The 26226-nt window shown below is 63.9% G+C and carries 24 protein-coding genes; 5 read left to right on the forward strand and 19 right to left on the reverse strand.

All coding sequences use genetic code 11. The annotated features are described in order from the left end of the window. Positions 1 to 10: 10 nt before the first annotated feature. The 9 genes from GBB14_RS01620 to rimP all read right to left on the reverse strand — a co-directional run bounded on the left by GBB14_RS01620 (position 11) and on the right by rimP (position 9967). Complete coding sequence (locus GBB14_RS01620) at positions 11 to 670, reverse strand: 4'-phosphopantetheinyl transferase (RefSeq protein ID WP_151528563.1); 660 nt, start codon at positions 668 to 670, stop codon at positions 11 to 13. Continuing rightward, on the reverse strand, positions 660 to 1466 hold the full coding sequence (locus GBB14_RS01625; protein WP_151528562.1) for a metallophosphoesterase: 807 nt from the start codon (positions 1464 to 1466) through the stop codon (positions 660 to 662). Before GBB14_RS01625 ends, GBB14_RS01620 begins: the two co-directional genes overlap by 11 nt. 64 nt (positions 1467 to 1530) lie before the next feature. After that, complete coding sequence (locus tag GBB14_RS01630) at positions 1531 to 2811, reverse strand: MATE family efflux transporter (RefSeq protein WP_225976581.1); 1281 nt, start codon at positions 2809 to 2811, stop codon at positions 1531 to 1533. A 110-nt stretch (positions 2812 to 2921) separates the two neighbouring features. After that, positions 2922 to 3992, reverse strand: a complete 1071-nt coding sequence (locus GBB14_RS01635) for a bifunctional oligoribonuclease/PAP phosphatase NrnA (RefSeq protein WP_151528560.1) — start codon at positions 3990 to 3992, stop codon at positions 2922 to 2924. A 3-nt stretch (positions 3993 to 3995) separates the two neighbouring features. Next, positions 3996 to 4430 (reverse strand): 30S ribosome-binding factor RbfA, encoded by a 435-nt coding sequence (rbfA, locus tag GBB14_RS01640; RefSeq protein WP_151528559.1) that lies wholly within the window; start codon positions 4428 to 4430, stop codon positions 3996 to 3998. A gap of 195 nt (positions 4431 to 4625) precedes the next feature. Further along, positions 4626 to 7544 (reverse strand): translation initiation factor IF-2, encoded by a 2919-nt coding sequence (infB, locus tag GBB14_RS01645; protein ID WP_151528558.1) that lies wholly within the window; start codon positions 7542 to 7544, stop codon positions 4626 to 4628. A 138-nt stretch (positions 7545 to 7682) separates the two neighbouring features. Further along, positions 7683 to 8030 (reverse strand): YlxR family protein, encoded by a 348-nt coding sequence (locus tag GBB14_RS01650; protein ID WP_151528557.1) that lies wholly within the window; start codon positions 8028 to 8030, stop codon positions 7683 to 7685. Positions 8031 to 8366: 336 nt separating this feature from the next. Beyond that, positions 8367 to 9359, reverse strand: coding sequence for a transcription termination factor NusA (gene nusA / locus GBB14_RS01655; RefSeq protein ID WP_151528556.1), 993 nt, complete (start codon positions 9357 to 9359; stop codon positions 8367 to 8369). Next, positions 9356 to 9967: a ribosome maturation factor RimP gene (gene rimP, locus GBB14_RS01660; protein WP_151528555.1), complete on the reverse strand. Its 612-nt coding sequence runs from the start codon at positions 9965 to 9967 to the stop codon at positions 9356 to 9358. The genes nusA and rimP overlap by 4 nt, the downstream gene beginning before the upstream one ends. 40 nt (positions 9968 to 10007) lie before the next feature. Here rimP and GBB14_RS01665 point away from each other — a divergent pair, with 40 nt between their 5' ends. Beyond that, positions 10008 to 10898 (forward strand): hypothetical protein, encoded by an 891-nt coding sequence (locus GBB14_RS01665; protein WP_192796086.1) that lies wholly within the window; start codon positions 10008 to 10010, stop codon positions 10896 to 10898. A 123-nt stretch (positions 10899 to 11021) separates the two neighbouring features. Here GBB14_RS01665 and GBB14_RS01670 read toward each other — a convergent pair whose 3' ends face one another. From GBB14_RS01670 to GBB14_RS01685, 4 genes are all read right to left on the reverse strand, one after another. Then, complete coding sequence (locus GBB14_RS01670) at positions 11022 to 11201, reverse strand: antitoxin (RefSeq protein WP_151528553.1); 180 nt, start codon at positions 11199 to 11201, stop codon at positions 11022 to 11024. Positions 11202 to 11387: 186 nt separating this feature from the next. Beyond that, positions 11388 to 12128 carry an LPXTG cell wall anchor domain-containing protein gene (locus tag GBB14_RS01675; RefSeq protein WP_151588400.1) on the reverse strand — a complete coding sequence of 247 codons (741 nt, stop codon included), beginning with the start codon at positions 12126 to 12128 and terminating at the stop codon, positions 11388 to 11390. Positions 12129 to 12333: 205 nt separating this feature from the next. Continuing rightward, a complete protein-coding gene (gene nagB, locus GBB14_RS01680; protein ID WP_151528551.1) occupies positions 12334 to 13110 on the reverse strand; it encodes a glucosamine-6-phosphate deaminase in 777 nt (258 codons plus the stop codon). A 272-nt stretch (positions 13111 to 13382) separates the two neighbouring features. Next, on the reverse strand, positions 13383 to 15149 hold the full coding sequence (locus tag GBB14_RS01685; protein ID WP_151528550.1) for a proline--tRNA ligase: 1767 nt from the start codon (positions 15147 to 15149) through the stop codon (positions 13383 to 13385). Between the two features lie 32 nt (positions 15150 to 15181). Here GBB14_RS01685 and yaaA point away from each other — a divergent pair, with 32 nt between their 5' ends. After that, positions 15182 to 15916: a peroxide stress protein YaaA gene (yaaA, locus tag GBB14_RS01690; protein WP_151528549.1), complete on the forward strand. Its 735-nt coding sequence runs from the start codon at positions 15182 to 15184 to the stop codon at positions 15914 to 15916. Here the strand turns inward: yaaA and cobA are convergent. The 6 genes from cobA to mqo form a co-directional block, all read right to left on the reverse strand. Continuing rightward, entirely contained in the window at positions 15913 to 16647 is a 735-nt protein-coding gene (gene cobA, locus GBB14_RS01695; protein WP_151528548.1) for a uroporphyrinogen-III C-methyltransferase, read from the reverse strand. The two genes, yaaA and cobA, sit on opposite strands and share 4 nt — an antisense overlap. 39 nt (positions 16648 to 16686) lie before the next feature. Continuing rightward, entirely contained in the window at positions 16687 to 18051 is a 1365-nt protein-coding gene (locus GBB14_RS01700; RefSeq protein ID WP_151528547.1) for a cobyrinate a,c-diamide synthase, read from the reverse strand. Continuing rightward, complete coding sequence (gene cobO / locus GBB14_RS01705) at positions 18045 to 18653, reverse strand: cob(I)yrinic acid a,c-diamide adenosyltransferase (RefSeq protein WP_151528546.1); 609 nt, start codon at positions 18651 to 18653, stop codon at positions 18045 to 18047. The genes GBB14_RS01700 and cobO overlap by 7 nt, the downstream gene beginning before the upstream one ends. A gap of 96 nt (positions 18654 to 18749) precedes the next feature. Then, a complete protein-coding gene (locus GBB14_RS01710; protein ID WP_151528545.1) occupies positions 18750 to 19496 on the reverse strand; it encodes a VWA domain-containing protein in 747 nt (248 codons plus the stop codon). A 19-nt stretch (positions 19497 to 19515) separates the two neighbouring features. Further along, positions 19516 to 20616 (reverse strand): ATP-binding protein, encoded by a 1101-nt coding sequence (locus GBB14_RS01715; RefSeq protein WP_151528544.1) that lies wholly within the window; start codon positions 20614 to 20616, stop codon positions 19516 to 19518. 1 nt (position 20617) lies between these two features. Beyond that, on the reverse strand, positions 20618 to 22120 hold the full coding sequence (gene mqo / locus GBB14_RS01720; protein WP_151528543.1) for a malate dehydrogenase (quinone): 1503 nt from the start codon (positions 22118 to 22120) through the stop codon (positions 20618 to 20620). Positions 22121 to 22797: 677 nt separating this feature from the next. On the opposite strand from mqo, the gene GBB14_RS01725 reads away from it, so the two are divergent. The 3 genes from GBB14_RS01725 to GBB14_RS01735 all read left to right on the forward strand — a co-directional run bounded on the left by GBB14_RS01725 (position 22798) and on the right by GBB14_RS01735 (position 26178). Then, entirely contained in the window at positions 22798 to 23763 is a 966-nt protein-coding gene (locus GBB14_RS01725; RefSeq protein WP_151528542.1) for an alpha/beta hydrolase, read from the forward strand. Positions 23764 to 23876: 113 nt separating this feature from the next. After that, positions 23877 to 25268 (forward strand): mycothione reductase, encoded by a 1392-nt coding sequence (gene mtr / locus GBB14_RS01730; protein ID WP_151528541.1) that lies wholly within the window; start codon positions 23877 to 23879, stop codon positions 25266 to 25268. 145 nt (positions 25269 to 25413) lie between these two features. Continuing rightward, on the forward strand, positions 25414 to 26178 hold the full coding sequence (locus GBB14_RS01735) for a hypothetical protein (protein ID WP_151528540.1): 765 nt from the start codon (positions 25414 to 25416) through the stop codon (positions 26176 to 26178). Positions 26179 to 26226 lie beyond the last annotated feature (48 nt).

Genomic DNA, 26226 nt, shown 5'->3' on the forward strand with positions numbered 1-26226 from the left:
GAGTTGGCAGCTAGACCACGGCGATGGCGGCGATAATAAAGCCCTCGCGGATCTCCCAGCGGCCCGTCATGAAGGGCACCGGTGTGGGGCGGGCCAAGAGATAGGAGATGAAGGTGCCATCGCTGCGCACATCGATCTCTGCTTGATCGAAGTCGAGCCAGCGATGCGTCAGCGGAAACCACGCCTTATACGTGGCCTCCTTGGCGCAAAAGAGCAGGCGGTCGGCGCAGGGAATGCCTTGGGATTCCAGTTCATCGAGTTGGGATAGCTCACTGGGGCGGGCGATGGAGCCGAGCACTCCCCGCGGCAAAGAGGCCGCGGGTTCGGCATCAAGTCCCATGGACTTCACCACCAGCCGCGGCGCCACCACCGCAGCGCGCAGCCCATCGGTATGCGTCATAGATCCCGAGACCGCCGCGGGCCACAAGGGCACGCCGCGCTCGCCGCGCAGGATCGGCGCCCCAGAGTCGCGCCCGAGCTTCTTAAGCGCTTGGTGGGCGCACCAGCGCGCATCGCCGAACTCCGCCTTCCGCACCGTCACCGCGTGCGCCACCAAGGCCTGCTCGAGGGGGTGGAGCTCGTGGTATCGACTCAGATCGGCGCTGCTGCGATCCACCTGCATGGAACAAAATTGGGCGGCCGCGGGGAAGAGATTGGGACTACACTGCATCCGCGTCCACCTCCAGCACCGGATAGGGCCATGGCGCGCTGGCGGGACGGTTCTTCCACTCGCGCGGATATCCCAGCGAGGTTTCGATATGGGGGATGCCGTCGACCACCGTTTCCCCCGGCAGGTGCAGATGACCGTAGATCACCTTCTCCGCGCGATAACGCACCGGCCAGGTGCGGGTATGGATCGTGCCGCACCACAGCGATATCTCCGGCCAGGCCACCTGATTGAGCGGCTCAATCACCAGCGGCCAGTGATTGATCAAGATGGTGGGGCCGGTGACGCGGCTGAGCCTTTTAACCGAGTAGGCCAATCGGTCCCAGCACCACGCGCGGATATCCACGAAGGGGGCAATGGCGAACTCGTCGGTGAGCATCACCTGATTGTCCCGGGCGCGCTGCACCGCCTCCTCGGCGGTGAGCCCCGGCTGGCGGAAGGTGTAATCGTAGAGCGTAAAAAGCGGCGCGATGGTGCGCCCGGCAAAGACGGGATAGGGATCCTCGGGGGTGAAAATATCGCGGGCGCGGCAGCCGGCCACCAGCTCGGCGTATTTCTCGCGGCCCACCACGGCATCAGTCGAGCGGCAAAACAGCTCGTGATTACCTGGCGCCCAGATCACCTCTTCAAAGCGCTCCTTGAGCTGCACGAGGACAGCCAGAATATCGGGGGTGCGTTCGGCCACATCCCCGCCGACGATGAGCCAGTCGCTGGGGCTCGTGGGCTGGATGCGCGCGATCATCTCCGCATTGGCTTTGACCGCGGCGTGCAGATCCGAGACAGCCCACAGGGTGGTCATTGCCGCACCATCGCCTTTCTCCGCACCGGATCGCTACTCACTCGGGGTCGCTTGTATCCCCTCACTATACGGCGTTATTGGCCCACTTCATGGACGTGAAACGCCAGAGCACAGCGACCATGCGGATGAAAATGAAGGCCAAGAGCCCGCACCACACGCCGGTGAGCCCGGCCTCGAAAAACAGCGAGAGCCACACGCCTGGCAAAAAGCCCAGCACCACAGAGGCGATGGTGGCATTGCGCAAATACACCGCATCGGCGGCACCCAGTAGCACTCCGTCGAGCGCGAAGACCACACCGCCGCCGATAATCATGAGGATCAGAATCCACCACGGCCACTCCATGGCGGCAAGCACGCTGGCGTCCTGGGTGAATAGCCGCGGGATGAAGCGGAATCCGAGCGCAAAGAGCCCCGCCAGTACTGCGGCCACAGCGGTGGAGTACAGCACCACCAGCCGCCCCACTCCCCTAGCCCGGTAGACCGAGCCCATGCCGAGCGCCGCACCGGTCAGGGTTTGGGCAGCGATCGCCAGCGAGTCGAGCACTAGGGTGAGGAAGTTCCACAGCTGCATCATCACCTGGTGCGCGGCGAGGGAGGCCTCGCCGAAGCGGGCGGCGACCCCGGCGGCGGAGAGAAATGCCACCTGGAAGGACAAGGAGCGAATAATGAGATCTCGCCCGAGCACCAGCTGGTGCCGGATCACCTGCGGGCGCAGCGCCCAAGAGCCCCCATGGGAGCGAACCAGGGCGAGCAGGAAGCAGGCAGAGGTGAGCGCCAAACCGGTGAGATTGGCCCACGCCGAGCCCACGAAGCCATAGGCGTGCACCAATATCGGCACGAGGATCGCGGCGGGGATCACGCCGGTGAGGGTGAACCAGAGCGGGGCGGTGGTGTTCTGGATGCCGCGCAGCCATCCATTGCCGGCCATGGTGATCAGCAGCAGCGGGATACCGAAACTGGCGATGCGTAGCCAGAGCGTGGCCTCGGCGGCCACCGGGGCGCTGCTCGAGAGCCAGAGCGTAAACCAGGGGGAGCCGAAGAACATGATGGCGGCTAAGGCCGAGCCGACCAGCAGCGCCACCCAGGTGGCCTGCACCCCTTCAGCCACCGCTTCCTTCTTTTTGCCCGCCCCATAGAGCCGGGCGGCGCGGGCGGTGGTGCCATAAGAGAGAAAGGTGAGCTGGGTGGTGACCACGGAAAAGAGCGTGGTGGCGGCGCCGAGCGCGGCCAATTCGGTTTTACCCAGCCGGCCGACGACCGCGGTATCGAGCAGCAAGTACAGCGGTGTCGCGGCGAGCACGCCCAGGGCGGGCAGCGCCAACGCCAACACGGTACGGATACTCACCTTGCCTGCGGCGGCGAGGCGTTCATGCTCCTCGGCGTTAGCTGGGGCATCCTCCCCTGCCGCGGCGCGGGGGGAGTCGGTGCATTCGGGGGAATCGGTGGAGTCCAGGCTCACTGCAGTAGATAATCCTTCATCAGCGTCCAACAGTCTTCTTCGGTGCCGGTCATGCTCAGCCCAGCGGCGTGGATATGTCCTCCGCCGCCGTGGCGGCGCGCCAGCGCAGCCACATCAATCTGCTCCGAGCGCAAAGAGAGGTTCCATTTGCCGGGCTGTTGTTCTTTGGCCACCACACATACCGCAGCATCCTCGAGGGCGTGCAGCAGCGTCACAGCGCGTTCCGCCACGAAGGGCGGAACCGTACTCAGCTGTGCATAGGGGGCGATGAGAATGGCGGCCCGACCCAGCGGAGTGTCCACGGCCTCAACCCCTGCCAGCAGCCTGCCGAGCATCTGGGTTTCTGCCACGGTGGAGCGATCCATGAGATCCGCGGTGATCGTTCCGGTATCGATCCCACTCTCGGCCAGCGCGGCGGCGAGCAGCAGCCGCGAGGTGGCATCCTCGTTGCCGCCCCACGCGAAACACCCAGTGTCGGTAACCAGCCCCGCGTAGAGTGCATGGGCCAGCGACTCGGTGAGCTCCACACCCGCCCGCTGGGCGAGCAGCCAGATCACGGCGGTGGTGGAATCGGCTCGGGGAGCAATAAGGTTCACGCCCTGCACCCCAGGGTTGTGCTCGTGGTGATCTATCATGATCCGCGCCCACTCGCCGGCAGCGATCTGCTCGGCATAGCGGCCGGCACGGTGCAGATCGCCGCAATCGACAACGACCACGCAGTCCGAATCCACGGCGATCGGCCCCTCCCAGGAGATATCCGCGCACCGCGGAATGCTGCTGAGGTTGCGCGCTACCCCGCCGGGGTGGTCAATATAGCCGCGCGCCCGCGCCCCTAAAGCCTCGGCCACCTGCATGAGCGCAGATACCGAACCAATCGCATCGGCATCCGGGCGCACATGCCCCACCACGGCCACAGATCGGGCAGAGCGCAGCGCAGCGATCGCCGCATCCAGGTCGTGGCCGCGGAAGTCACTATCGCGCACGCCCAGCCGGGCGGGGCTGAGCATCGCGGCAGCAGATGTGGTGGCGGAAGGTGGCGTCGATAAGCGCGAGCGCGGGGAGGACACCTTTTACTCCTCGGCCTCGCGGTAAGGGTTCTCGCCGCCAGCATAGTTTTTGCCCTCGGAGAGCTTGTGCAGCTCCTCGTCGCGCTGGCGGGCCTTGGCTAATAGCGCCTCCAGGTGGGCGCTCGCCTCCGGCACCGTGTCGAGCTCGAAGGACAGACGCGGAGTAAAACGCACGCTCAGCGCATCGCCGACGTATTTACGCAGCTGGCCGCGGGCGCTTTCGAGGGCGGCGGCAGCCTCCTCGTGATCCGGTTCGGTGTCGATGGTGGCGCCACGGACCGTGTAAAACACCGTGGCGTCGTGCAGATCGCCGGTCATGCGGCAATCGGTGATGGTGACATACTGCAGCCGCGGATCCTTGATGCGGAATTCAATCGAATCGGCAACAATCGTGAGAATTCGCTTCGCCATCCGGCCGGCGCGTTGCTTATCAGCCATGGTGATTACTCCCTTTCTTCGTTGTGTGTGTTTCCCGTCCTGCCATGCGATGCGGCGGTGGCGGGAGACCCCGTTATTCTATCGTGCCGCCTGGACACCGTGACGACGAGCGGCGGCACGCCAACAGCCCTGCCACCACAGAAGGCGACAGGGCTGTGTACGACACATACTCACCAGTGGCGAGTAGGCGGGGTCTTAGGTGCGGGGCACCTCGACCTCTTCGAATACCTCGATGATGTCATCGACCTGGATGTCCGGATAGGACAGCACCATACCGCACTCGTAACCGGCGGCGACCTCGGTGACATCGTCCTTCTCGCGGCGCAGCGACTCGATGGTGGCCTTGTCGGTCACCACGTTGCCGTCGCGGATCAGGCGCACCTTGGCGTTGCGACGCACCTTGCCGGATTCCACCATGCAGCCTGCGATGAGGCCCACGGAGGATGCCTTGAACAGCTGGCGGATCTCCGCACGACCGACCTCGCGCTCCTCGTAGATCGGCTTGAGCATGCCGCGCAGGGCTGCCTCCACCTCTTCCAGAGCACGGTAGATGACGGTGTAGTAACGGATATCCACGCCTTCGGCGTTGGCTTCCTCGGTGGCCTTGCCTTCGGAACGCACGTTGAAGGCAATGATCACGGCGTTGGAGGCGGCAGCCAGCGAGACGTTGGTCTGGGTGACAGCACCCACACCGCGGTCGATGATCTCCAGCTGGACTTCGTCGTCCACCTCGATCTTCAGCAGGGCGTCTTCCAGAGCCTCCACCGAACCGGCGTTGTCGCCCTTCAGGATCAGGTTGAGGGTGTTGGTTTCCTTCAGCACCGCATCCAGATCCTCGAGGGAGATGCGCTTCTTCGCACGGGCCTGCATGGCATTGCGACGACGGGCGTTACGGCGGTCAGCGATCTGACGTGCCATGCGGTCATCATCGACCACCAGCAGGTTATCGCCGGCACCGGGCACAGAGTTCAGACCCTGCACCTGCACGGGGCGAGACGGACCCGCCTCTTCCACGTCGTTGCCGTACTCGTCCACCATGCGGCGCACACGACCATAGGCGTCGCCAGCCACGATGGAATCGCCGACGCGGAGGGTACCGCGCTGCACGATCACGGTAGCCACCGGGCCGCGGCCGCGGTCCAGGTGTGCCTCGATGGCCACACCCTGGGCATCCATGTTCGGATTCGCGGTGAGCTCCAAGGAGGCGTCTGCGGTGAGCAGCACGGCCTCGAGCAGTCCATCAATATTGGTGGCCTGCTTCGCGGAGATGTCCACGAACATGGTCTCTCCGCCGTAGTCTTCCGGAACCAAACCGTATTCGGTGAGCTGGCCGCGAATCTTCTCCGGGTTTGCGCCCGGCTTATCGATCTTGTTCACGGCAACCACGATCGGCACATCAGCAGCCTTGGCGTGGTTGATGGCCTCCACGGTCTGCGGCATCACGCCGTCATCCGCAGCAACCACCAGGATGGCGATATCGGTGGAGCTAGCACCACGGGCACGCATGGCGGTGAACGCCTCGTGACCCGGGGTATCCAGCAAAGTCACCGTGCGATCCTGGCCCTCAGCCTCAACATCGACCTGGTAGGCGCCGATGCCCTGGGTGATGCCACCGGCCTCACGGCGGGCTTCATTGGACTGACGGATCGTGTCCAACAGGCGGGTCTTACCGTGATCGACGTGACCCATGACGGTGACCACCGGCGGGCGCTTCTCCAGCAGGGAGTCATCGCCCTCGTCCTCACCGAACTGCAAGTCGAAGGACTCGAGGAGCTCGCGGTCCTCATCCTCCGGGGAGACGACCTCAACCTTGTAGTTGATCTCCTCGCCCAGCAGCTGCAGGGTCTCATCGGAGACAGAGGCCGTAGCGGTCACGATCTCGCCTAGGTTGAACAATGCCTGCACCAGCGAGGACGCATCGGCACCGATCTTCTCGGCGAAGTCGGACAGCGAGGCGCCGCGGGCCAGACGCAGGGTCTTGCCGCCGCCATCGGGCAACCGCACGCCACCAACGACGTTCGGTGCCTTCATTGCCTCGTACTCATTGCGCTTCTGCCGCTTCGACTTGCGGCCCTTGCGCGGTGCGCCACCGGGACGACCGAATGCGCCAGCGGTACCGCCACGACGGCCACCGCGTCCGCGGAAACCACCGGGACCACCGGGACCGCCGGGGCCACCATGGCCGCCACGGCCACGGCCGCCACCGCGGTTACCCGCAGCGGAGCGCGACGGCATCTGGCCGGGGCTCGGGTGGTTCGGCATCATCGCCGGGGTGGGGCGACGACCGCCACCCTGACGCTCCTGACCGCCCTGCTGCTGGCCACGGGGCTTGCCGCGACCCGGCTTGGCTCCCGGCTTTGCACCGGGCTTGCCGCCGCCCTGGCCCTGACCCTGCTGGCCCTGACCACCACGGTGTCCACCCGGGCGCGGAGCCGGGTTCGTGCCCGTGGAGAAAGGATTATTGGCTACGCGCGGCGCACGGCCACCCGGCTTCGGGCCGGGCTTGGGGCGCGGACGCGGCTTCGGCATAGCGGAGTCGGCAGCAGGCTTGTGCTGCGCAGCTGCATCCTCGCCGCCCTTGGTGTCGTTCTGTGCGCCCTGCGCAGCTTGGAAGCTGGGCTTGGGAGCGCCGCTGGCAGCGGGCTTCTCCGCCGCAGCGGGCTTCTCCTCGCCGGGGGTCGGCGCAGGCTTCGCAGCCGGCTTTGCACCGGGCTTGGCGGCAGGCTTGGCGCTGGGCTTCTTGGCGCTTGTCGACGCCGCCGCAGCCGGCTTCGGAGCCTTCTCGGCAGCGGTGTCGGCGGGCTTCTCCACAGCCTTCTGGCTAGCGCCTGGCTTGGCAGCCGGCTTCGCACCGGGCTTGGCACCGGGCTTTGCGGCGCTTGTCGACGCCGCCGCGGCCGGCTTCGGAGCCTTCTCGGCGGGCTTGTCGGCCTCGGCGCCGGAGTCGGCGTTCTGCGCTGCGTAGTGCGCGCGCATCTTCTTAATTACCGGCGGCTCGATTGTCGACGATGCAGTCTTTACAAATTCGCCCTGCTCTTTGAGCGTGGCGAGTAGGTCTTTGCTCTTGATACCGAGCTCTTTCGCGAGCTCATGTACTCGTAGCTTTCCTGGCACTTCTCTCCTCGTGGTTTGTGCAGAGGCGAGCGGCCGGGAAAGTGTTCTTCACTAAAAGGTGAAGTGTGTCTTTCTTAGGGCCTGCTGCCTCTACGGTTGCGTGTGGACGTTCATCGCTGATGCTTCATCGTGTGCTCATCAGTGTTCGAATCTTCCTTCTGTGTCATCCCGCTGCTCACATTGGCTTTGTGGGGATCCATTCGGTTCCCCGAGCGATGCAATGTAGGTGCGAACGGGTTGTGTATCCACCGAAGCGGATACCCGTAGGGCGCGCGCAAAGCTGCGCCGCTTGCAGGCGAGCTCATAGTGAGCCAATGAGGGTTGAATCCACGCCCCTCTCCCCGGCAGGACAGCCGCAGGATCGGCAATGATGCGCGAGGCATCGGCGGGATCAACAACCACGCGCAGCAACTCGGACGCGGGAAACAGGCGACGGCTAGCAATGCACATCCGCTGTGGGGTGTGTGCTGCGTTCGACTGCGTCATCCGGCCCTTTCTTGTGGCTGCTGCGATGGTTAGCTCCTCTGAGCTCTGCTTCTCACGTCCCGTGCGGCGATCCGGTTTTTGGGCACAAAAACCCACCGGCTGTCACCACACGTTTGTGAGCCGAGAACAAGTGTACGCGAAAGCAGCCGAAATGTTTAACAGAACCTTAAAGCGGCCCCACGTTCAGCTGTGGTTGTTCCACATATGCCGCTGAGTTGTGGGGCCCGCAGTGAGCTCGCAGTGGGGCTCGCGCCGCTGCTGTGCCGCAGCCGAGCCAGCCGGGCTCAGCGCCCGCTCGGTCGGCGAGCTCGGCGCGACGCTCTCGACACTCGCCCGCTATTCCGCGTCCGAGTGGATGTCGATCTTCCACCCAGTCAGGCGCGCGGCGAGGCGAGCGTTTTGGCCTTCGCGGCCGATAGCCAAGGAGAGCTGATAGTCCGGCACCACGACGCGGGCGATCTGGTTTTCTAGATCGGTGATCTCCACGGAGACCACCTTGGACGGTGCCAGCGCGTTACCCACATAGTGCTGGGGGTCTTCCGAGTAATCGATGATGTCGATCTTTTCCCCGCCCAGTGCCTTCATGATGTTGTTCACGCGCTGGCCGCGCGGACCGATGCAGGCGCCCTTGGCGTTGAGCCCCTTAACGGTGCCACGCACCGCCACCTTGGAGCGGTGGCCTGCCTCGCGGGCGATGCTGACGATCTCCACGGCGCCGTCCTCGACCTCGGGGATCTCCAGCTCGAAGAGCTTACGCACCAGCTCAGGGTGGGTCCGCGAGAGGTTGATCTGCACGGCACGCGGCCCCTTGGACACGCCCACCACAAAGCTTTTGACGCGATCGCCGTGCTTGAGGTTTTCGCCTGGGATTTGTTCGGCGGGGATGAGGATACCGTCGTGGCCATCGGCCTCGGTGCCCAGCTGCACCACCACAATGCCCTTTTCATTGGCGCGCGCATCGGCCTGCACCACACCGGAGATAACGGTGCCCTCGAAGCGGGTGTACTCGTCAAAGACGCGGTTGGCCTCTGCTTCGCGCAGCCGCGCCACAATGGCATTGCGCACGGCCAGGGCTGCGGTGCGGTTGAAGTTCGCGGGGGTGTCGTCGCGTTCGGACAGGACGGTGCCGTCCTCGTCACGTTCAGTGAGGATCACTGCTACCTTGCCGCTTGCAGTATCGATGTCCACCCGAGCCTGCGTGGACTCGTCCATGGGATAGTTCTGCCGGTAGGTCTCGAGCAGAGCGTCGGCAATCGTCGACAGCAATTCCGAAACCGCAATTCCCTTGTCCTTTTCGATGGCGCTGAGCGCCTGGACATCAATGTTCACTTGTGATCCTCTCGCCACTGCAGGGCATCTTCATACGACATATCGGCAAGTTCCGCCTCGGCAACAGGAGCCTTGGCGAACTCAATTTCTACCACCGCGCGATCAATATCGCCCAATCCTAGCGCGTGCACCTCAAGCTCACCTGCTTTCTTGCCGGCCTTTTTCGCCTGCTTCGCGGAGAGCTTAGAGATCACGATCACCGAGTCCTGCTCTGCCGACAGCGCGCCCACGCGCCCCCGCAGCTGCACATCACCCTGGGTGATGCTGATCAGTCGCCCGCGGTTGCGGTGCCAGTGGCGCGGCGTCGTCAAGGGCCGATCCACTCCTGGGGTGGACACCTCGAGGGTGTATTCCTGGGCGCCGAAGGACATCTCCCCTGCCTCCTCAGCCGCGTCGAAGGCCGCAGAGAACTCGCCGGCGGCGACCTCCACGGCCTCGAGGCTGGGCACCTCGGCCTCCATGCCGGCGCTGTCGGCGGCGTCCACGATGATCGCGATCACGGACTTGGCGCCAGCGCGGTTAATCTTGATCTCCTCCACAGCCATCCCGTGGGCGTGGGCTACTGGAGCAATAAGTGAGTGAAGTGCATCTTTAGAGGGAAAAGCCATGCTCGCAAGCATACAGGTATGCTTCTTAGCCATGAATCGTATGAGCCGCAGGCAGTTTCTTCTCGCTACCTCAGCCCTGTGGGCTGGGGCGACACTGGCCTCGTGCGCCCCGTATCGCTCTGTTGATCAGGGCCTTAAGGATCTCGCTATCGGCGCGGAGGCTGATGCGGAGGCACAACCGCCGATCGCCGAGATGCGCCACACTCACGCCAGCATGCTCGTGGAGGAAAATAACCGCCGCTGCGGCATCGACGAGCAGGGGTCCTCGCCCGAGCGCTGCTCTGTGGAGGCGCTGGATGCGGATGCGATTGCAGAACGTGCCGCCACGGTCTCTGCCGAGCTGTCCACGGCCCTAGCTGATTCCGCCCGCGCCACGTTCGACGCGGTGTCCACGATCGAATCCGACTCGTGGATGGTCCTCGCCAGCATCTATGCCGATCTGGGCACTCGGCTCTACCAGGAGGATCCGGACAAGGCCAAGGATATGCTGCGGCTCGACGCCATCGCGGCCGAGGATGTGGCGTTGAGTAAACAAGAAAAGTCGGCCCTGCTGGAGATGATCGCCTTCCACGAGGCCGCGATCTATGGCCTCGGCACGGCGGAGGCGTTTGCCGATAATCAGCAACACGCCCAGCTTTTTGCGGATCTGGGCACCGATCACCGGATGATTGCGGTGGCGCTCACCCAAATCGCGGCCGCCAATGGTCTCCAGCCCGACACTGCTCCGACGAGTTATCAGATGGAGGGCTATGAGCAGATGAGCGATGCCGCCAGCGCCGATATTTTTGTGCGCCAGCTCTGCGATAATGCCCGCGGGATGTGGGATCATTTCCTGCTCGAAGCCTCGCATTCCACTGCCGCGCAGTGCGCCGCGCAGGCCATTGGCCAGGTGTCCGTGCACTCTCATCGGGCGGCCGCGATCGGCATCTAGGCCAAGGCTTATCGACGCCTCCCCCACCTTTGATCCCCGCGGTTGCCAGCACAACTATGGGCAGATACACGACAGCCACCATCCTGCATCACTGCGGGATGGTGGCTGTCGGGCGCTAAGGGTTTAGTTCTCGCCCTCGGTGGAGCCCTCGAACTTCTTGTCGATGGCGTCGCGGGCCTTGTCAACCTTGTCGGAGTGCTCGTTGCCGAGCTTATCCTTGGCCACCTGCTCGCCCTTGTCGAGAACGTCCTTGCGCTTGTCGTCGTCGCTCAGGAATTCCTTTGCCTTATCCATGATTCCCATGAAGTTTCACACCTTTCGATTGTTGTGATTTGTGTTTACTCGCATAATGCTAACGAATCTCGGGTGCGGGCGTGTAACTGGCCCCGCGCTCAGTCGTGCCCTGAGAACGTCACGCGGCCACGACGCCCCACTGCTGAGAGCGCGGGGCGGCGTGGCCAGTGGTGAAACGAGTTGGCGGAATAGCCCTTAGGAAGCGCGGCGGCGCAGTGCTACCAAGCCGGCGCCGGCGGCGGCGATGACGAGGCCGCCGAGCGTTACCATGCCGACATTGGCACCGGTGTTGGCCAGGGCCGGGCCGGAGTGGGACTCATGGTTGTGATGACCGTGCTGATCCTTGTGGTTGTGCTCGTTCATCGGAGCCGGAGTGGCCGAGGACTCGTCCATGTGCGAGTGACCATCGTGCATATCACCCTTGCCATCCTTATCGGCCGCATCGCCGTGGTCGTGACCATCAGCGTCTTCGTGGTCGCCGTGCTCGGCATCGCCCTTACCATTGGTATCGTCCTGGCCTTCAGCGTCTTCGTGGTCGCCGTGCTCGGCATCGCCCTTACCATTGGTATCGTCCTGGCCTTCAGCGTCTTCGTGGTCGCCGTGCTCGGCATCGCCCTTACCATTGGTATCGTCCTGGCCTTCAGCATCGTCGCTCGCGTCATTGCTACCTGCGGCGGCGTCGGTGCTGTCGGAGTTGTCGCCTTCCTCAGCAGCGCTGCCATTAGCATCTCCTTCGTAGTCGCCGCCGATGGCAGGCTGGTTAGTGCTATCAGAGGAGGACGAGGAGGACTCGCTAGAGGTCGCCTGGTCAGCGTCACCTTCTTCGGCGGCGGCGATACCGCCGGAGAGCATCAGGCCCGAGGCGGCGAAGGCTGCCATGCCAACGCGCAGGCTACGGCCGACGGTGGTGCTGCGAGAGAGGGAATTCAGAGACATAAGTAGCGTCTTTCTTATCGACGTAGCTGGCGGTCTCGGGAGGTAGATCGAGTGCACGCTACGGGGTTGGGTGGAGACAATGGGTTCAGCAGGTGAGCGGTACCGATAGAGCACCGCTCCAGTGCAGAAACTCCTAGTGTGCAATGTTAGTTTCGCTACCGAACCTACACAAGGGCATTGGCCCCCAAACAGGGGCCAATACGTACTAGTTGATGCGGGCGCGACGTTGCTTCTCGGCCGCGATATAAAACTCGCGATCGTCGAGCTGTGCGGCGGCCTCGCTATCGACGATGACAGTGCAGTTCGGGTGGAACTGCAAAATGCTGGCCGGACAGTGCGCCGTCACGGGCCCCTCCACCATCGCGGCCACTGCCTCTGCCTTGGAGGCGCCGGTCGCAAGCAGCACCGGATGCTGGGCGGCACGGATCGTGGCCAGACCTTGGGTGATGGCCTCCACGGGGACCTCCTCTTCGGAGGAGAAGAAGCGGGCATTATCGCGCACCGTCTGCGGATGCAGGATCACGCGGTGGGTCGGAGAGTCGAAGGCGGAGCCCGGCTCATTAAAGCCAATGTGTCCGTCCGAGCCGATGCCCAGCAGCTGCAATTGCACCTCGCCAGCACGCACTGCAGCCTCATAGCGGGCGGCTTCCTCCGCGATGGACTCGGCTTGACCATTGGGGCTAAAGACGCGAGAATCATCGATGTCCACGTGCTCAGCGAATTCTCGCCGGATGGTGCGGTAGTAGCTATTTTCGTCAGAGCGATCAATACCGATGTATTCATCGAGCATGTAGACACTCACATCGGCAAAACTGATCTCGCCCGCCTGGTGGCGAGCAATGAGCTCCTTGTAGGTGGCAATAGGGGTAGAGCCGGTGGCCAGCCCGATGGAAACCTTCCCCTTGCCCTGCACGGTGTCGGCAATCATGTCGGCAGCGATAGTGGCAACCTCAGCAGGGGACTCGGTGATAATTACGCGCATAGCGTCCCTTTCTTATCTACGCGCGCCGGCATCCTCAGTCCTCATTCGCGGTAGCAGTGACCACGAATAGGATGGCCGCGGCGCGCGGCCTCACTGTGTGCTGAGGATCTCCGCTCCCCTGCCCCGCTTGTGCCTGCGGGCACTGCCCGCGACAGCGATATGAATAGATCAAGGGTGGCATGGGAAGAGATCCCATGCCACCCACATTACACACTCATCAGACGTCGTATCTACGCCGGAGGCCGTCTGATTTTCTCGCGGCCTCGTGCCCTCTAACGACGCCCCTGCGTGACCAGCTCGACGAGGTGATCAATCACTTCGTCCACGGCGATGTTCTCGGCCTCGCCACCGCGCGGCCGCACCTCGATGGTGCCCTCCTTGTAGCCACGACCCACCACGGCCATGAAGGGCATACCCAACAGCTCGGCGTCCTTAAACTTCACGCCAGCGCCAATCTTGGGGCGGTCATCGAAGAGCACATCAATGCCCCGCGCCGATAGCTCCTCGGCGAGCTTCTCCGCGGCTTCTGCCGCCTCGGCATCCTTGTTGGCGATCACCACATGCACCTCGTACGGGGCCACAGACACCGGCCATTTCAGGCCCTTCTCGTCGTGTGTCTGCTCGGCGATCACGGCAAGCAGGCGGGACACGCCCACGCCATAGGAGCCCATCGTGGGCACCGCGCGCTTGCCATTCTCATCCAAGATCTGCACATCGAACGCCTCGGTGTATTTGCGGCCCAGCTGGAAGATGTGCCCGATCTCGATACCGCGCTCGAGGGTGAGCACGCCCATTCCCTCCGGCGCGGGATCGCCCTCGCGTACCTCGGCTGCCTCCACATAGGCATCCACCTCGAAATCACGACCCACCGTCATGTTCACGCTGTGGTGGCCCTCCACATCGCCGCCGGTGATCCATGAGGTGCCGCGCACGACGCGCGGATCGGCGTACACACTCAGTTCATGCTCGTTGAGTGCGCGCGGGCCCACATAGCCCTTCACCAAAAACTGGTTGTGCGCAAAGTCCTTGTCCTCGGCGAGCTCCACCTCGGCAGGCTCGAAGCTGGCGGCCAAGCGACCCATGTCCACCTCGCGGTCGCCAGGCAGAACCACACCCGCGAGGCGGGGTTTCTCGGCACCGGGGTCCGTCACGCGCACCACGATGCACTTGAGGGTATCGCTGGCCTCCACAGCACGGCCCTCAATAGTGACGCCCTGTGTATTCGCCCACTCCACTAGCGCAGAGATGGTGGTGGCACCAGGGGTCTCGTGATCCTCGGCGGCGGGGGCTGCCGCGGGATCACGTTCCTCGCCGGCCGGGGTCACCACGGCCTCGACATTGGCGGCATAGTCGCCCTCGGTGGCGCAGACAAAGGTGTCCTCGCCGGTGGGGCTAATAGCAAGGAACTCTTCGGAGGCCGAGCCGCCCATCGCGCCGGAGGTCGCAGCACAAATCACATACTCCACGCCCAAGCCGTCGAAAATGTTTTGATACGCCTGGCGGTGCAGCTGATAAGACTCCTCAAGCCCAGCATCATCCATGTTGAAGGAGTAGGAATCCTTCATAATGAACTCGCGCCCGCGCAGGATACCGGCGCGGGGACGCTCCTCATCGCGATACTTTGTCTGCACCTGATAAAGGATGACGGGGAAATCCTTATAGGAGCTGTACATGTCCTTGACCGTGAGGGTGAACATCTCCTCGTGGGTCGGCCCGAGCAGCATGTCCGCGCCCTTGCGGTCCTTCAAACGGAAGACGTTATCGCCGTATTCGGTCCACCGGTTGGACTGCTCATAGGGCCCGCGGGGCAGCAGGCCGGGGAAGCGCAGCTCTTGAGCGCCGATGGCGTTCATCTCCTCGCGCACAACCTTTTCGATCTTGTCCAACGCGCGCACTCCGAGGGGCAGCATGGAGTAGATGCCCGGAGCATTGCGTCGGAGGTATCCGGCGCGCACCAAAAGCTTGTGGCTGGGGACTTCAGCGTCGGCGGGATCATCGCGCAACGTGCGCAAAAAGAGCTGAGACAAGCGTGTAATCATGGTGCCCGATCTTACTAGCTACACTCAGGGGCGTGCTCATTGTGCTCCCACCCTCTGAAACCAAGTCCTTTGGCGGCGATGGCGCGCCGCTGTCGCTCGACTCCCTCGGCTTCCCCGAACTGGCTCCCCTGCGCCAGCAGATTATCGATGATCTGCGCGCTCTTGACGCTGCGGAGGCACGCGAGGCGCTGAAGTTGAAAAACAACTTTGATGAGGAGTTCGCCGCTAATCAGCAGCTGTGGACCTCCCCCACCACCCCGGCGCTGAGTCGCTACACGGGGGTGCTTTTCGACGCCCTCTCCCCGGCCACTCTCCCCCAACCCCGGTGGAGCCGACTGGCTGTGGGCTCAGCGCTCTTTGGCGTCGTGCGGGGACAGGATCCCATCCCCCATTACCGGCTGTCTGCGAGCACGAAGGTGCCGCGCCAGGAGGATCCCGCAGCCGCTGCACCAACGATGAAAAAGCGCTGGGGTGCAGCCATCACCGAGGCCCTGGCCGGCGTGGAGGGCCTAGTGCTGGACTTCCGCTCGGGGGCGTATCAGAATCTTGGCCCGCTCCCCTCTGCGGCCACCGTGCGCGTGGAAACCACCGCGGGCAAGGTTGTGAGCCACTTCAATAAGCACTACAAGGGCGAACTTGCCCGCGTGCTCTGCCTGCACGATGCGGAGCCGGACACCCTCGATGAAGTGGTCGAGATCGCCCAGGGCGCTGGTCTTTCTATCAGCCTCAGCAGCCCGACGCAGCTGACGCTCGTGGTGGATCGCTAGGCATTCGGCAGGGTGAGTCCTGCCACCTCGCCGATCACCAGCACTGCGGGCGGGGCAATGCCCTCCTCGCGGATAGAGGCGCCCAGCGTCGCGAGCGTGCAGCGCAGCATTTTTTGCTCAGCGGTGGTGCCTTCTTGAATCACGGCGGCGGGGGTCTCGGGGCTGCGGCCATCGGACATCAAACGCTCCGCGATGGCACCAGAGTTTTTCACGCCCATAATCACCACGAGGGTGCCGCCGGTATGCGCCAGTGCCGTCCAATCGTTGAGCGAATTGGGGTTATCGGGGGCGAGATGCCCCGAGATCACGGTGAAGGAATGCACCATCCCGCGCTGGGTCACGGGGATATCGGCGGCGGCCGGAACAGCAATGGCGCTGGTTACGCCCGGCACAACGGTGCACGCGATACCGGCTTCGGCACAGGCCTGTGCCTCTTCGAAACCGCGGCCAAATACATAGGGATCGCCGCCCTTGAGCCGCGCCACCTTCTTCCCGGCGCGGGCGTGGGTCACCAGCAGCTCATTGGTTTTTTCTTGGGCTACTTGCCGGCCATAGGGCAGCTTCGAGACGTCGATGATCTCTTTGGTCGAGACATCGCAGAGTTTGTCTAATTCGGCGCTCGGACCGAGGTGATCGGTGAGGATCACATCGGCCTCTTGCAGGGCATGCATGCCGCGCACCGTAATCAGATCCCACGCTCCGGGTCCGCCACCAATAAGAGTCACTGTCATGAATTGTGAGTGTAGTGGCCTTGGTGGGCAAAAATCGATTTAGCGATGCCTGCCCGCAGTGCGCACAAAGTTCTCGATCGCGTGGGGAACGCTGGCGGGATGGACGTGGAGATAGGAGGCGTGGATCGTTGCGGACACGAAGCCTTCGGCCACCGCAGCGCCATCCCAGCCCCGCCAGCCCCAAGCTGGGCGAAAACCGGGTGCGGTCTCCTCAGCAAGGGCGGTGTGGTGAAACTCGTGGCCGGTGACTCTGTGGCCGGCCTCGTAGAGCACCGAGGATTCGAGCGCCACGGCTTCCCGATACCCCAGTTTCAGGCGGCGGCCCATGGCGCCATGGGTGCCGATCGCCCCCACCATGGGATGGGCGTCGAGGGTTTTGAGCAGCCACAGCAGTCCCGCGCATTCGGCGTGGACCGGTTTGCCGGCGGCGATGTGCTCGCGCACCCCGGCGGTAACGCTATGCCGGGCGGCGAGCTCTTCCACATGTTCCTCGGGAAATCCGCCGGGCACAATGAGCCCTTCGCACTCGGGGAGTTCCTCGTGCAAGGGATCGAATTCCAGCACCTCGGCGCCGGCGGCACTCAGCAGCTCGGTGTGCTCGGCATAGGCGAAGCTGAACACCGGCCCCGAAGCCAAAGCGATACGCGGGGCGCTGTCCACGGCGTGGACCTCTGCGGCCGGATCCCAGGCGGGACCGGCATAGGCGCAGGAGGCCAGCTCGAGAATGGCATCGATGTCCACGTAGTTCTCGATCATGTCCGCCATGCGCTCGACGGATTCGACGGCGGCACCGCCCCGCTCGGCGGCGGTGACGAGTCCGAGGTGACGGGACGGTACTTCCACCTTGTCGATGCGCGGGATGATGCCCACCACCGGCACCCCTGCGTTCTCGATGGCGCGGCGACACACCTCGGCGTGGCGATCGGTGCCTGCCTTGTTAATGATCGCCCCAGCAATGCGTACATGGGGGTTGTGCATGGCAAAACCACGCACAATCGCGCCTGCCGATTGACTCATGCCGCAGACATCCACGACGAGGATCACGGGCAGCCCGAGCGCGGCGGCGATCTCAGCGGTGGAACCGGCGCCGGCGTCTTCTGGGGAGTCGGTGATGCGGCCATCGAAGAGCCCCATCACGCCTTCCACCACGGCGATATCGCAGCCGGCGGCACCATGCGCATAGAGCGGGCCGATGCGATCGACGGAGCACATCACCGAATCGAGGTTACGGCCCACGCGCCCCGAGGCCAGGCCGTGGTAGCCGGGGTCAATATAGTCCGGCCCCACTTTGAACGGCGCGACGTTCATGCGCCGGGCCAGCGCCCCCATCAAGCCCGTGGCAATGGTAGTTTTGCCCGTGCCCGAGGCCGTGGCCGCGATGCACACACCGGGCACGCTTACCATTCGATCCCCTTCTGGCCTTTGCGGCCTTGGTCCATCGGGTGCTTGACCTTGGTCATGGTGGTGACCAAGTCCGCCACCTCAAGCAGGCGCGGGTCGGCGTCGCGACCCGTCATCACCACATGCTGAGTGCCGGGACGAGTGCGTAGTGTCTCCACCACATCCTCGACGTCGATCCATCCCCACTTAATGGGATAGGTGAACTCGTCGAGCACGTAGAGATCATGGGTTTCATTGGCCAGGCGGCGCTTGATTTCCTCCCAGCCTTCGCGGGCGTCGCGGGCATGATCTTGTTCATCGCCGCGCTTTTTCGCCCAGCTCCAGCCCTCGCCCATCTTGTGCCACTCCACGAGCGGCTCATCGCTGAGCTCGTTGAGGCGCAGGAATACCGATTCTTCCCCGACCCGCCACTTGGCGGATTTCACGAATTGGAAGACGCCGATCTTCCAACCTTGATTCCAGGCGCGCAGCGCCATGCCGAAGGCGGCGGTGGACTTTCCTTTACCTTCCCCGGTGTGCACCGCGGTCACCGGCAGCATGCGTCGTTGCCGGGTGGTGAGGCCATCATCGGGAATATTTTTCGGATCAACTTTGCCTTGGGGCATCGCGTAGGGCTCACTTTCGCACAGGGGGTGTATCTCTGAGCCATAGTAGCGAGACACACCCCGCCTCCCGGCCGCGGGGTTGTCTGCCCCACCCCTTTAGAGCGACTCGATGGCGCCGGCGACGTTATCGGAATTGAGCTCCGCAAGCTGCACGCAGGGGGCGCGCAAATGCTCCGCGAGGGTGCGCGCGAGCCCCAGCCGCACCCGGGCGGAGACCTCGCAGTCGATCACGATGGACCCGCTGAGCCCCTTGGCCGCGATAGCATCGGCGGCCGCATAGGCCTCTTTCATCCCATAGTTACCGGTGGCTCGGCCGTCGCTAAGCACCACCATGATGGCGCGGCGGCCCGGTTCCTTCCGCGCTTGGCGGGTGATGAGCTCATCGGCCATCACCAGCCCCTCGGCCAGCGGGGTGCGCCCGCCGACCCGCGCGGATTCGAGACGACGCCGCGCCACATCAATGGAGCTGGTCGGTGGCAGCAAAAGCTCGGGGGCACGGCCACGCACGGTAATCACCGCCACCTTGTCGCGGCGGATATAGGCGTCTTTCAAAATTGATTCCACCGCACCGGTGACCGCCTCGAGGCGGGTGTGGCCAGCCACCGAACCGGAGGCGTCCACCACGAAGACGATGAGATTCGATTCCCTGCCCGCCTTGATGGAGGAACGCAGATCCTCCGGCCGCAGCTCCAAACGCCCATTGCTAATGGTGGCGCCGCGTTCAGCGGCCGCCATGGCGGTGGCCACCACATGCACTCCCCTGCCGTGGGTGGTGGAGCGAATCACCGCCCCTTCACTCGACAGCGCCTTGGAGCGTCGGCCCGGATTGGCTTCCTCGCCCATGCCCCGCCGACGCAGTGTTCTAGCGGAGAAAGGGAGCGCCCATCGAGGCGCTATCACCCTTTCCATCGCCGCGCTGCGGCTGCTCCTCCTGCGGCGTCTCCTCGGACTCCTCCTGCTCCGGTGCGGAGGGCTCCTCCGAGCTGTCGGCAGGCTCATCCTCCTGCGGCGGTTCGGTGTTCTGCTCGGGATCGGGGTTGTCGTTGATGGCCTCGTCGAGCTTCTCGTCCAACTCGGAGTCGTCGATTCCGGGCTCATCGAAGGGATTGCGCCGCTTGCGGTGCGGCAGCGCCAGCTGGGCGGCCACGCGCACGTCCTCATCCTCCACGATCTCGCTGCCACGCAGCGCTGCGTGGGCGACAGCGGTGCGGGCAATCACGATATCGGCGCGCATGCCATCGACATCGAAGGCGGCGCAGAGCTGGGCGATACGCGCCACCTGCACGGTCGGCAGCTCCACCTGCGCCACGGCGGCGCGGGCCTGATCCAGCTGGTCTTTGAGCGCGGTTTCTTGCTCTTGCCACTGGGCGGCAAAACCGTGGGGGTCGTTTTCATAGGCCAAGCGGCGGGTAATGATCTCCCCGCGCACGGCTGGGTCCTTCGAGCCGGTGACTTCCACCGCCAGCCCGAAACGGTCGAGCAACTGCGGACGCAGCTCGCCCTCTTCGGGGTTCATGGTGCCCACCAGCACGAATTTGGCGGGGGCGCTATAGGAGACGCCATCGCGCTCAATACTGACCCGCCCGGTAGCGGCGGCATCAAGCAGCGCGTCCACGAGGTGATCGGCGAGCAGATTAACTTCGTCTACGTACAGAATGCCGCCATCGGCCTCGGCGAGCAGGCCGGGCTTGTACTCGGCCTTGCCGGTGCTCAGGATGGTCTCCACGTTGAGGGATCCCACCACGCGGTCTTCGGTGGCACCGAGGGGAAGGTTCACGAGGGAACCGTCGAGAAGCGGAGCGAAGCCACGCACCATGGTGGTCTTGGCGGTGCCTTTTTCTCCGCGCACGCACACACCCCCGATCCCTGGTGAGATGGCGTTGAGAAGCAGGGCCAGCCGGAGCTGTTCCTGCCCCACGATCGCGGTAAATGGAAAACCAGGAACGGGGGTGTGTTCAGTCACATTAATCCTCGAGCTTGAGTGTCTTTTGGGTACGCTCCCACGTCTCCTCGAAGAGCTGCGGGTTCGCTGCCAGCTTAACACCGTAGGAGGGAACCATATCCTTAATCTTCGGTCCCCACTCCACCATGCGCTCGCCGAAGCAGCGCTCCAGCACCTCAAGCATGGCTGCCGGGGCGATGGACGCACCCGGGGAGGCGCCGAGAATACCGGCGATAGAGCCCTCGGAGTTATTGATCAGCGAGGTACCGAACGCGAGAGTGGAGAAGGACGGTCCGGCGACCGGCTGGATAGCCTGGACGCGCTGGCCGGCGGTGACCAGCTCCCAATCCTCATCACGGGCAGTCGGCATGTACTCACGCAGCGACTCCATGCGCGCCTTCTGATCCTTGAGCAGCTCGGTAATCAGGTACTTGGTCAGGCCCATCTCCTGTACGCCCACGCCCACATAGGACAGCAGGTTCGTAATGCGGATGGACTTGAACAGATCCAGGTTGGAGCCGGTCTTGAGGAACTTCGGGGTCCAGCCCGCGTAGGGGCCGAAGAGCAGGCCGCGCTTGCCGTCGATCACGCGGGTATCCAGGTGCGGCACCGACATCGGCGGAGCGCCCACAGACGCCTTGCCATAAACCTTGGCGGCGTGCTGCTCGATGAGCTCCTCATTGGTGCAGCGCAGCCACTGGCCGGACACGGGGAATCCGCCCCAGCCGCGAATCTCGGGGATGCCGGACTTCTGCAGCAGCGGCAGCGCCATGCCGCCGGCACCGACGAACACGAAGTTCGCGGTAATCACAGAGGTATCACCGGTATGCACATTGGTGGTGGTGATCTTCCACTTCTTGCCATCCTGGCTGAGGTTTTTCACCTCGTGGCCGTAGCGCAGCTCGGTGCCGGCCTCCTTCAGGCCCTCGATGAACTGCTTGGTTTGGGCACCGTAGTTGATGTCCGTACCAGCGGAGGTCCACGAGATAGAGACCGGCTCCTTGGCGAAGTCACGGCCCTGCGCCATCAACGGCAGCTTCTCGGAGAAGACAGCGTCGTCATCCGAGTACTCCATGCCCGGGAAGAGCGGGTGATCCTTGAGCGCATCGAAGCGCTTCTTCAGATATGCCACCTGGTCCTCGCCGTGAGCGAAGGACACGTGAGGCACCGGGTTGATGAACTCGCGCGGATCCTTCAGAATCCCGGTGTCCAGCTGGTGCGACCAGAACTGGCGCGACACCTGGAACTTCTCGTTGATGTTGATGGCCTTGTCGATATCAATACGCCCCTTAGCTTCAGGGGTGTAGTTGAGCTCGCACAGGGCGGAGTGGCCCGTTCCTGCGTTGTTCCAGGGGGAGGAGGACTCCTGAGCTGGGGCGTCGAGCCGCTCCAGAATGAGCTGGCTCCACGAGGGCTCCAGCTGCTTCAACATTGCGGCGAGGGTGGCGCTCATGATGCCGGCGCCAACAAACGCTACATCCACTTCATCGCGTACCTGGGCAGTAGCTGCCTTGGAATCTGACACGTCAGTCCAACTTCCTTAATTCTCTATCTACGGTGCTCTCACGCGTTGTGCATTGTCTCTATAGGTCCCGCACAGAATTCAGCCTGAACTACCCACCACCACAGAAACGACGGGCGGCGAGCAGTCATAGCAGAACGGGCGCGACCCCTACAAACGCCTCGCAACCACCGGCACTCGTAACGGGTGCACGCGGGGCGCGGGTGCGTTTGTGCTGGTTCAAGTTTACGCGCCTACGCAGGCCAACAAATACTCTTTTAGAGGTCCTACCACTACTCTTCTCGCGCCCCTTTCGGCGCGGCGCGTGTCGACGCAGCAAAGAAGGCACCATCACGCTGGCGTTTTCACAGCACGCGCTCAGCATTATTCACCGGCCCTAAGCACAGGGAATTGTATGAATCCACCTCTTTTTTACCCCCAAAAGAGCGAAACTGGGCGCGCACTGCACCCCCACCTTTTTGATTGTGTGGGCTCGCCCTAGCGCCATGATCAGCACCGCCATCGGTGATTGGGCTCGCTCGATCAGACCAGCGCCAAGATTGCTCACAGCAGCCCGGCGCGGCTGGTCACCAAGCCCCGTGCGAGAGTGGTGCATCGTCTGTGCTTCGCCTCCGAGCTGGGCGCGTAAAGTTGGCCGCGCGAGAATGCTCCATGGCCAAGAAGGTGAGGAATGAAGCGAAGTGAGCGTCGATAAGCCTCTGCAGTGGCGGCTCGATCGTTTGGGCGCGGACTATGAGTATGCGCTGTGCGAGCTCGGGGCCGATCCCGATGGAGAAAGCCCTGTGTGCGCGGCACTGGTGCGCCATAAGAGCCAGCATGAACACGCCGCAGTAATGGTGCACGGGATGACCGACTATTTCTTCCACGATCATGTGGCGCGCTATCTCGACTCCCGCGCAGTCACCACCTATGCCGTGGATCTGCGCAAGTGTGGCCGCGCGCTGCGCGAAGGACAGACGCCCCACCATGTCAGTGATATTCGGCTGTACTGCGAGGACTTGGAGGCCACTCTCGCACCGGTGGTGGCCGCGCATTCCAGCGTCAACCTCATCGCCCACTCCACTGGGGCGCTGGCGGTGGCGGAATGGCTAGCCCAGACCACTCTTCCCGTGGACTCGGTGATTTATAACAGCCCCTGGTTGGAGATGCTTGGCCCGCCGTGGCTGCGCACCCACGTTCCGCGGCTCGCGGGGGCGATCACGCGGCTGCGCCCCGAGGCACTGCTGCGCCAGCAACCCGATCCCAGCTACGGCAAATCCCTGCATCGCGATTATGGCGGCGAATGGGACTACGATCTCCAGCTCAAGCCACTGGCAGGTTTCCCGAAACGACTCACCTGGCTGCGGGCGGTGGCGCAATCCCAGCAACGCCTCGCCCGCGATGAATTACGCACCCAGATCGCGAGCCTGGTACTCACCGCCGAGCGCAGCGGCGAGGGAGATACGCTCGCCGACGCCCACAGCAGCGATATCGTTTTAGAGGTCGCCGATATCTGGGCGCGGGCCCCGCACCTATCGAGCGTGCTGAGTATCACCGCGCTACCGCAGGCGATGCACGATGTGTACCTGTCCGCCCAGCCCACACGCACCCAGGCGCTTGAGCTCACGGTGGACTGGATGCGCCGGCACCGCAGGCACACGCCCTAGCACACCCCGGCGAGGAAAGGACGCGACAGCGCCCGATTGACACGAGCACTACTGTTGGAGAACGACAACTCGTATTCACCAACTATGACCCGTGTATGAAGGAGATTTCCCCTATGGCTACTGCCGCGGACAAACACTATGACCTCGTGATTATTGGCACCGGCTCCGGTAACTCGATTCCCGGCCCAGAGTTCGAGGATAAGTCCATCGCGATCGTGGAAAAGGGCGTCTTCGGCGGAACCTGCCTCAACGTCGGCTGCATCCCCACCAAGATGTTCGTCTACGCCGCAGAGCAGGCCCGTGCCGCCGCCCACAGCGAGCGCTATAACCTCGATACCCAGTTCAACTCCGTGGATTGGCCGGCCCTGCGCGAGCGCGTCTTCGGCGAGCGCATCGATAAGATTGCCGCCGGCGGCGAAGCCTATCGTCGCGGCGAAGAGACCCCGAATATCGATGTCTACGATGGCCACGCCCGCTTTGTGGACACCAAGACCATCGCCACCGCGGATGGTGATAACCCAGTAGTGATCTCCGGCGAGCAGATCGTGCTGGCCGTGGGCTCGCGCCCGCAGATTGTGCCGCCCTATGCCGGCACGGATTTCCGCTACTACACCAACGAAGACATCATGCGCCTCGAGGATCTTCCCGAGTCCATCATCATTCATGGCGGCGGGTTCATCGCCGCCGAGTTCGCGCATGTCTTCCACGATCTCGGCGCCAAGGTGACCGTGATTAACCGCTCCCCGCGCATGATGAAAACCCTCGACGAGGATCTCACCACCTACTTCACCGAGGTGGCCGAAAAGACCTGGAATACCTATCTGGGCCACGACATCAGCGAGGCCAGCAACACTGAGAATGGGGTTCGGGTGACCCTCGACGATGGCACCGTGCTCGAGGCCGATGTCTTCCTCGCCGCCACGGGACGCGTGCCCAATGGCGACCAGCTCGACGCCGACAAGTCCGGCATCGAACTCGACGGCCCCCGCATCAAGGTGGACGACTACGGCCGCACCAGCTGCGAGGGCGTGTGGGCGCTGGGCGATTGCAGCTCCCCCTACCTGCTGAAGCACGTGGCCAATGCGGAGATGCGCGCCGTGCGCCACAACCTGCTGCACCCCGAGGATCTGCGCCCCATGCCGCACGAGAACGTGCCCTCCGCAGTGTTCACCCATCCGCAGATCGCCACCGTGGGACTGACCGAAGAACAGGCCCGCGATAGGGGCTATGACATCACCGTCAAGATCCAAAAGTACGGCGATGTGGCCTATGGCTGGGCGATGGAAGATGAGTCCAACTTTGTGAAGCTCATCGCCGATCGCGCCACCGGCCAGCTGCTGGGTGCGCACTTCATCGGCCCCGAGGCCGCCACCCTGATCCACCAGCTGATCACAGTCATGACCTTCAAGCTGGATGTGCGTAAGGTCGCCACCGAGCAGTACTGGATCCACCCCGCGCTCCCCGAGCTGGTGGAAAACGCACTGCTGGGATTGGACTTCTCCTAGCTTCTCGCCCCGCCTGAACGGCGAAAGCAGCGGCAGCCGGGCGCCGCACTCCCGCGCAGCACAGACGCCTGCGAGGGGTCACTGCCGCACCCGTGCCTGCCGCTTTTCTCTCCTCTCCCCCACGGCGTAGAATCCATAAACCATCGTGTCTGCACCAGTATCCCGTCACCCCGCATCCGTGGCCACGCTCAGCCTCGCTGTAGCTGTGACCATAGCTTTGTCTGCCTTGGGCACGAACTTCACGCATCAATCGTTGTGGTACTCCGGTCTCGCCGCCGTGACCATGGTGGTGTGTTCTGGTGCCATTGGGCTCCTGGCCATTCGGCGTTTCGTGTACCAGCATGTGCCGATCCGGTGGCCCCACCTATTGTGCGGGGCGGGCGCGGTGGTGAGTTTGATCAGTGGCTGCGCCACCCTCGTGGTCCGGCAGCTGGGCTCGCCGACGATTCACTCCACCGTGACCCTCGCCTCCTTCTATGCCATGCCTGTCGCGGCCGTGGCCTGTGCCCTCGGCGGGTTCCTGCTGCTACCGCGGCGCTGCGTCCCGGCTGTCTTTGGCATCATCAGCGGCGCTTTGGCCACCGGCTATATCTCCCTCGGCGCGGATACCCTGCTCACCCGCTCCGGAGTGCTGGCCACCGCTGTAGCCACCCTCGTGCTGAGCCTGTGGAGCATTATCGATCTGCGCGCCTATCGCTCCCGCGGCGCCTGGCCACTGCGGCTTGCAGCCGCCATCATTGCCGCGGTGATGACCTACGCCATCGTTATCGCCGCCACCCCCAGCAGCTGGTGGGCCAGCTATGCCCCACCCCAAGCTCTGGCCCTGAGCTATATCGCCGCCGCAGCACTCGGGCTCAGCGGCGGGCTCTCCTATCGTGGGCCGCAGCAGCGCCCACACGACGCCGCCTAAGAGTTGGCAGCGCCCGCCGGCAGCGCCGGTAGCGCTCGGCGGCTTAGG

This window comes from Corynebacterium sp. 51B (assembly GCF_008930785.1).
Classification (GTDB): Bacteria; Actinomycetota; Actinomycetes; order Mycobacteriales; family Mycobacteriaceae; genus Corynebacterium; species Corynebacterium megadyptis.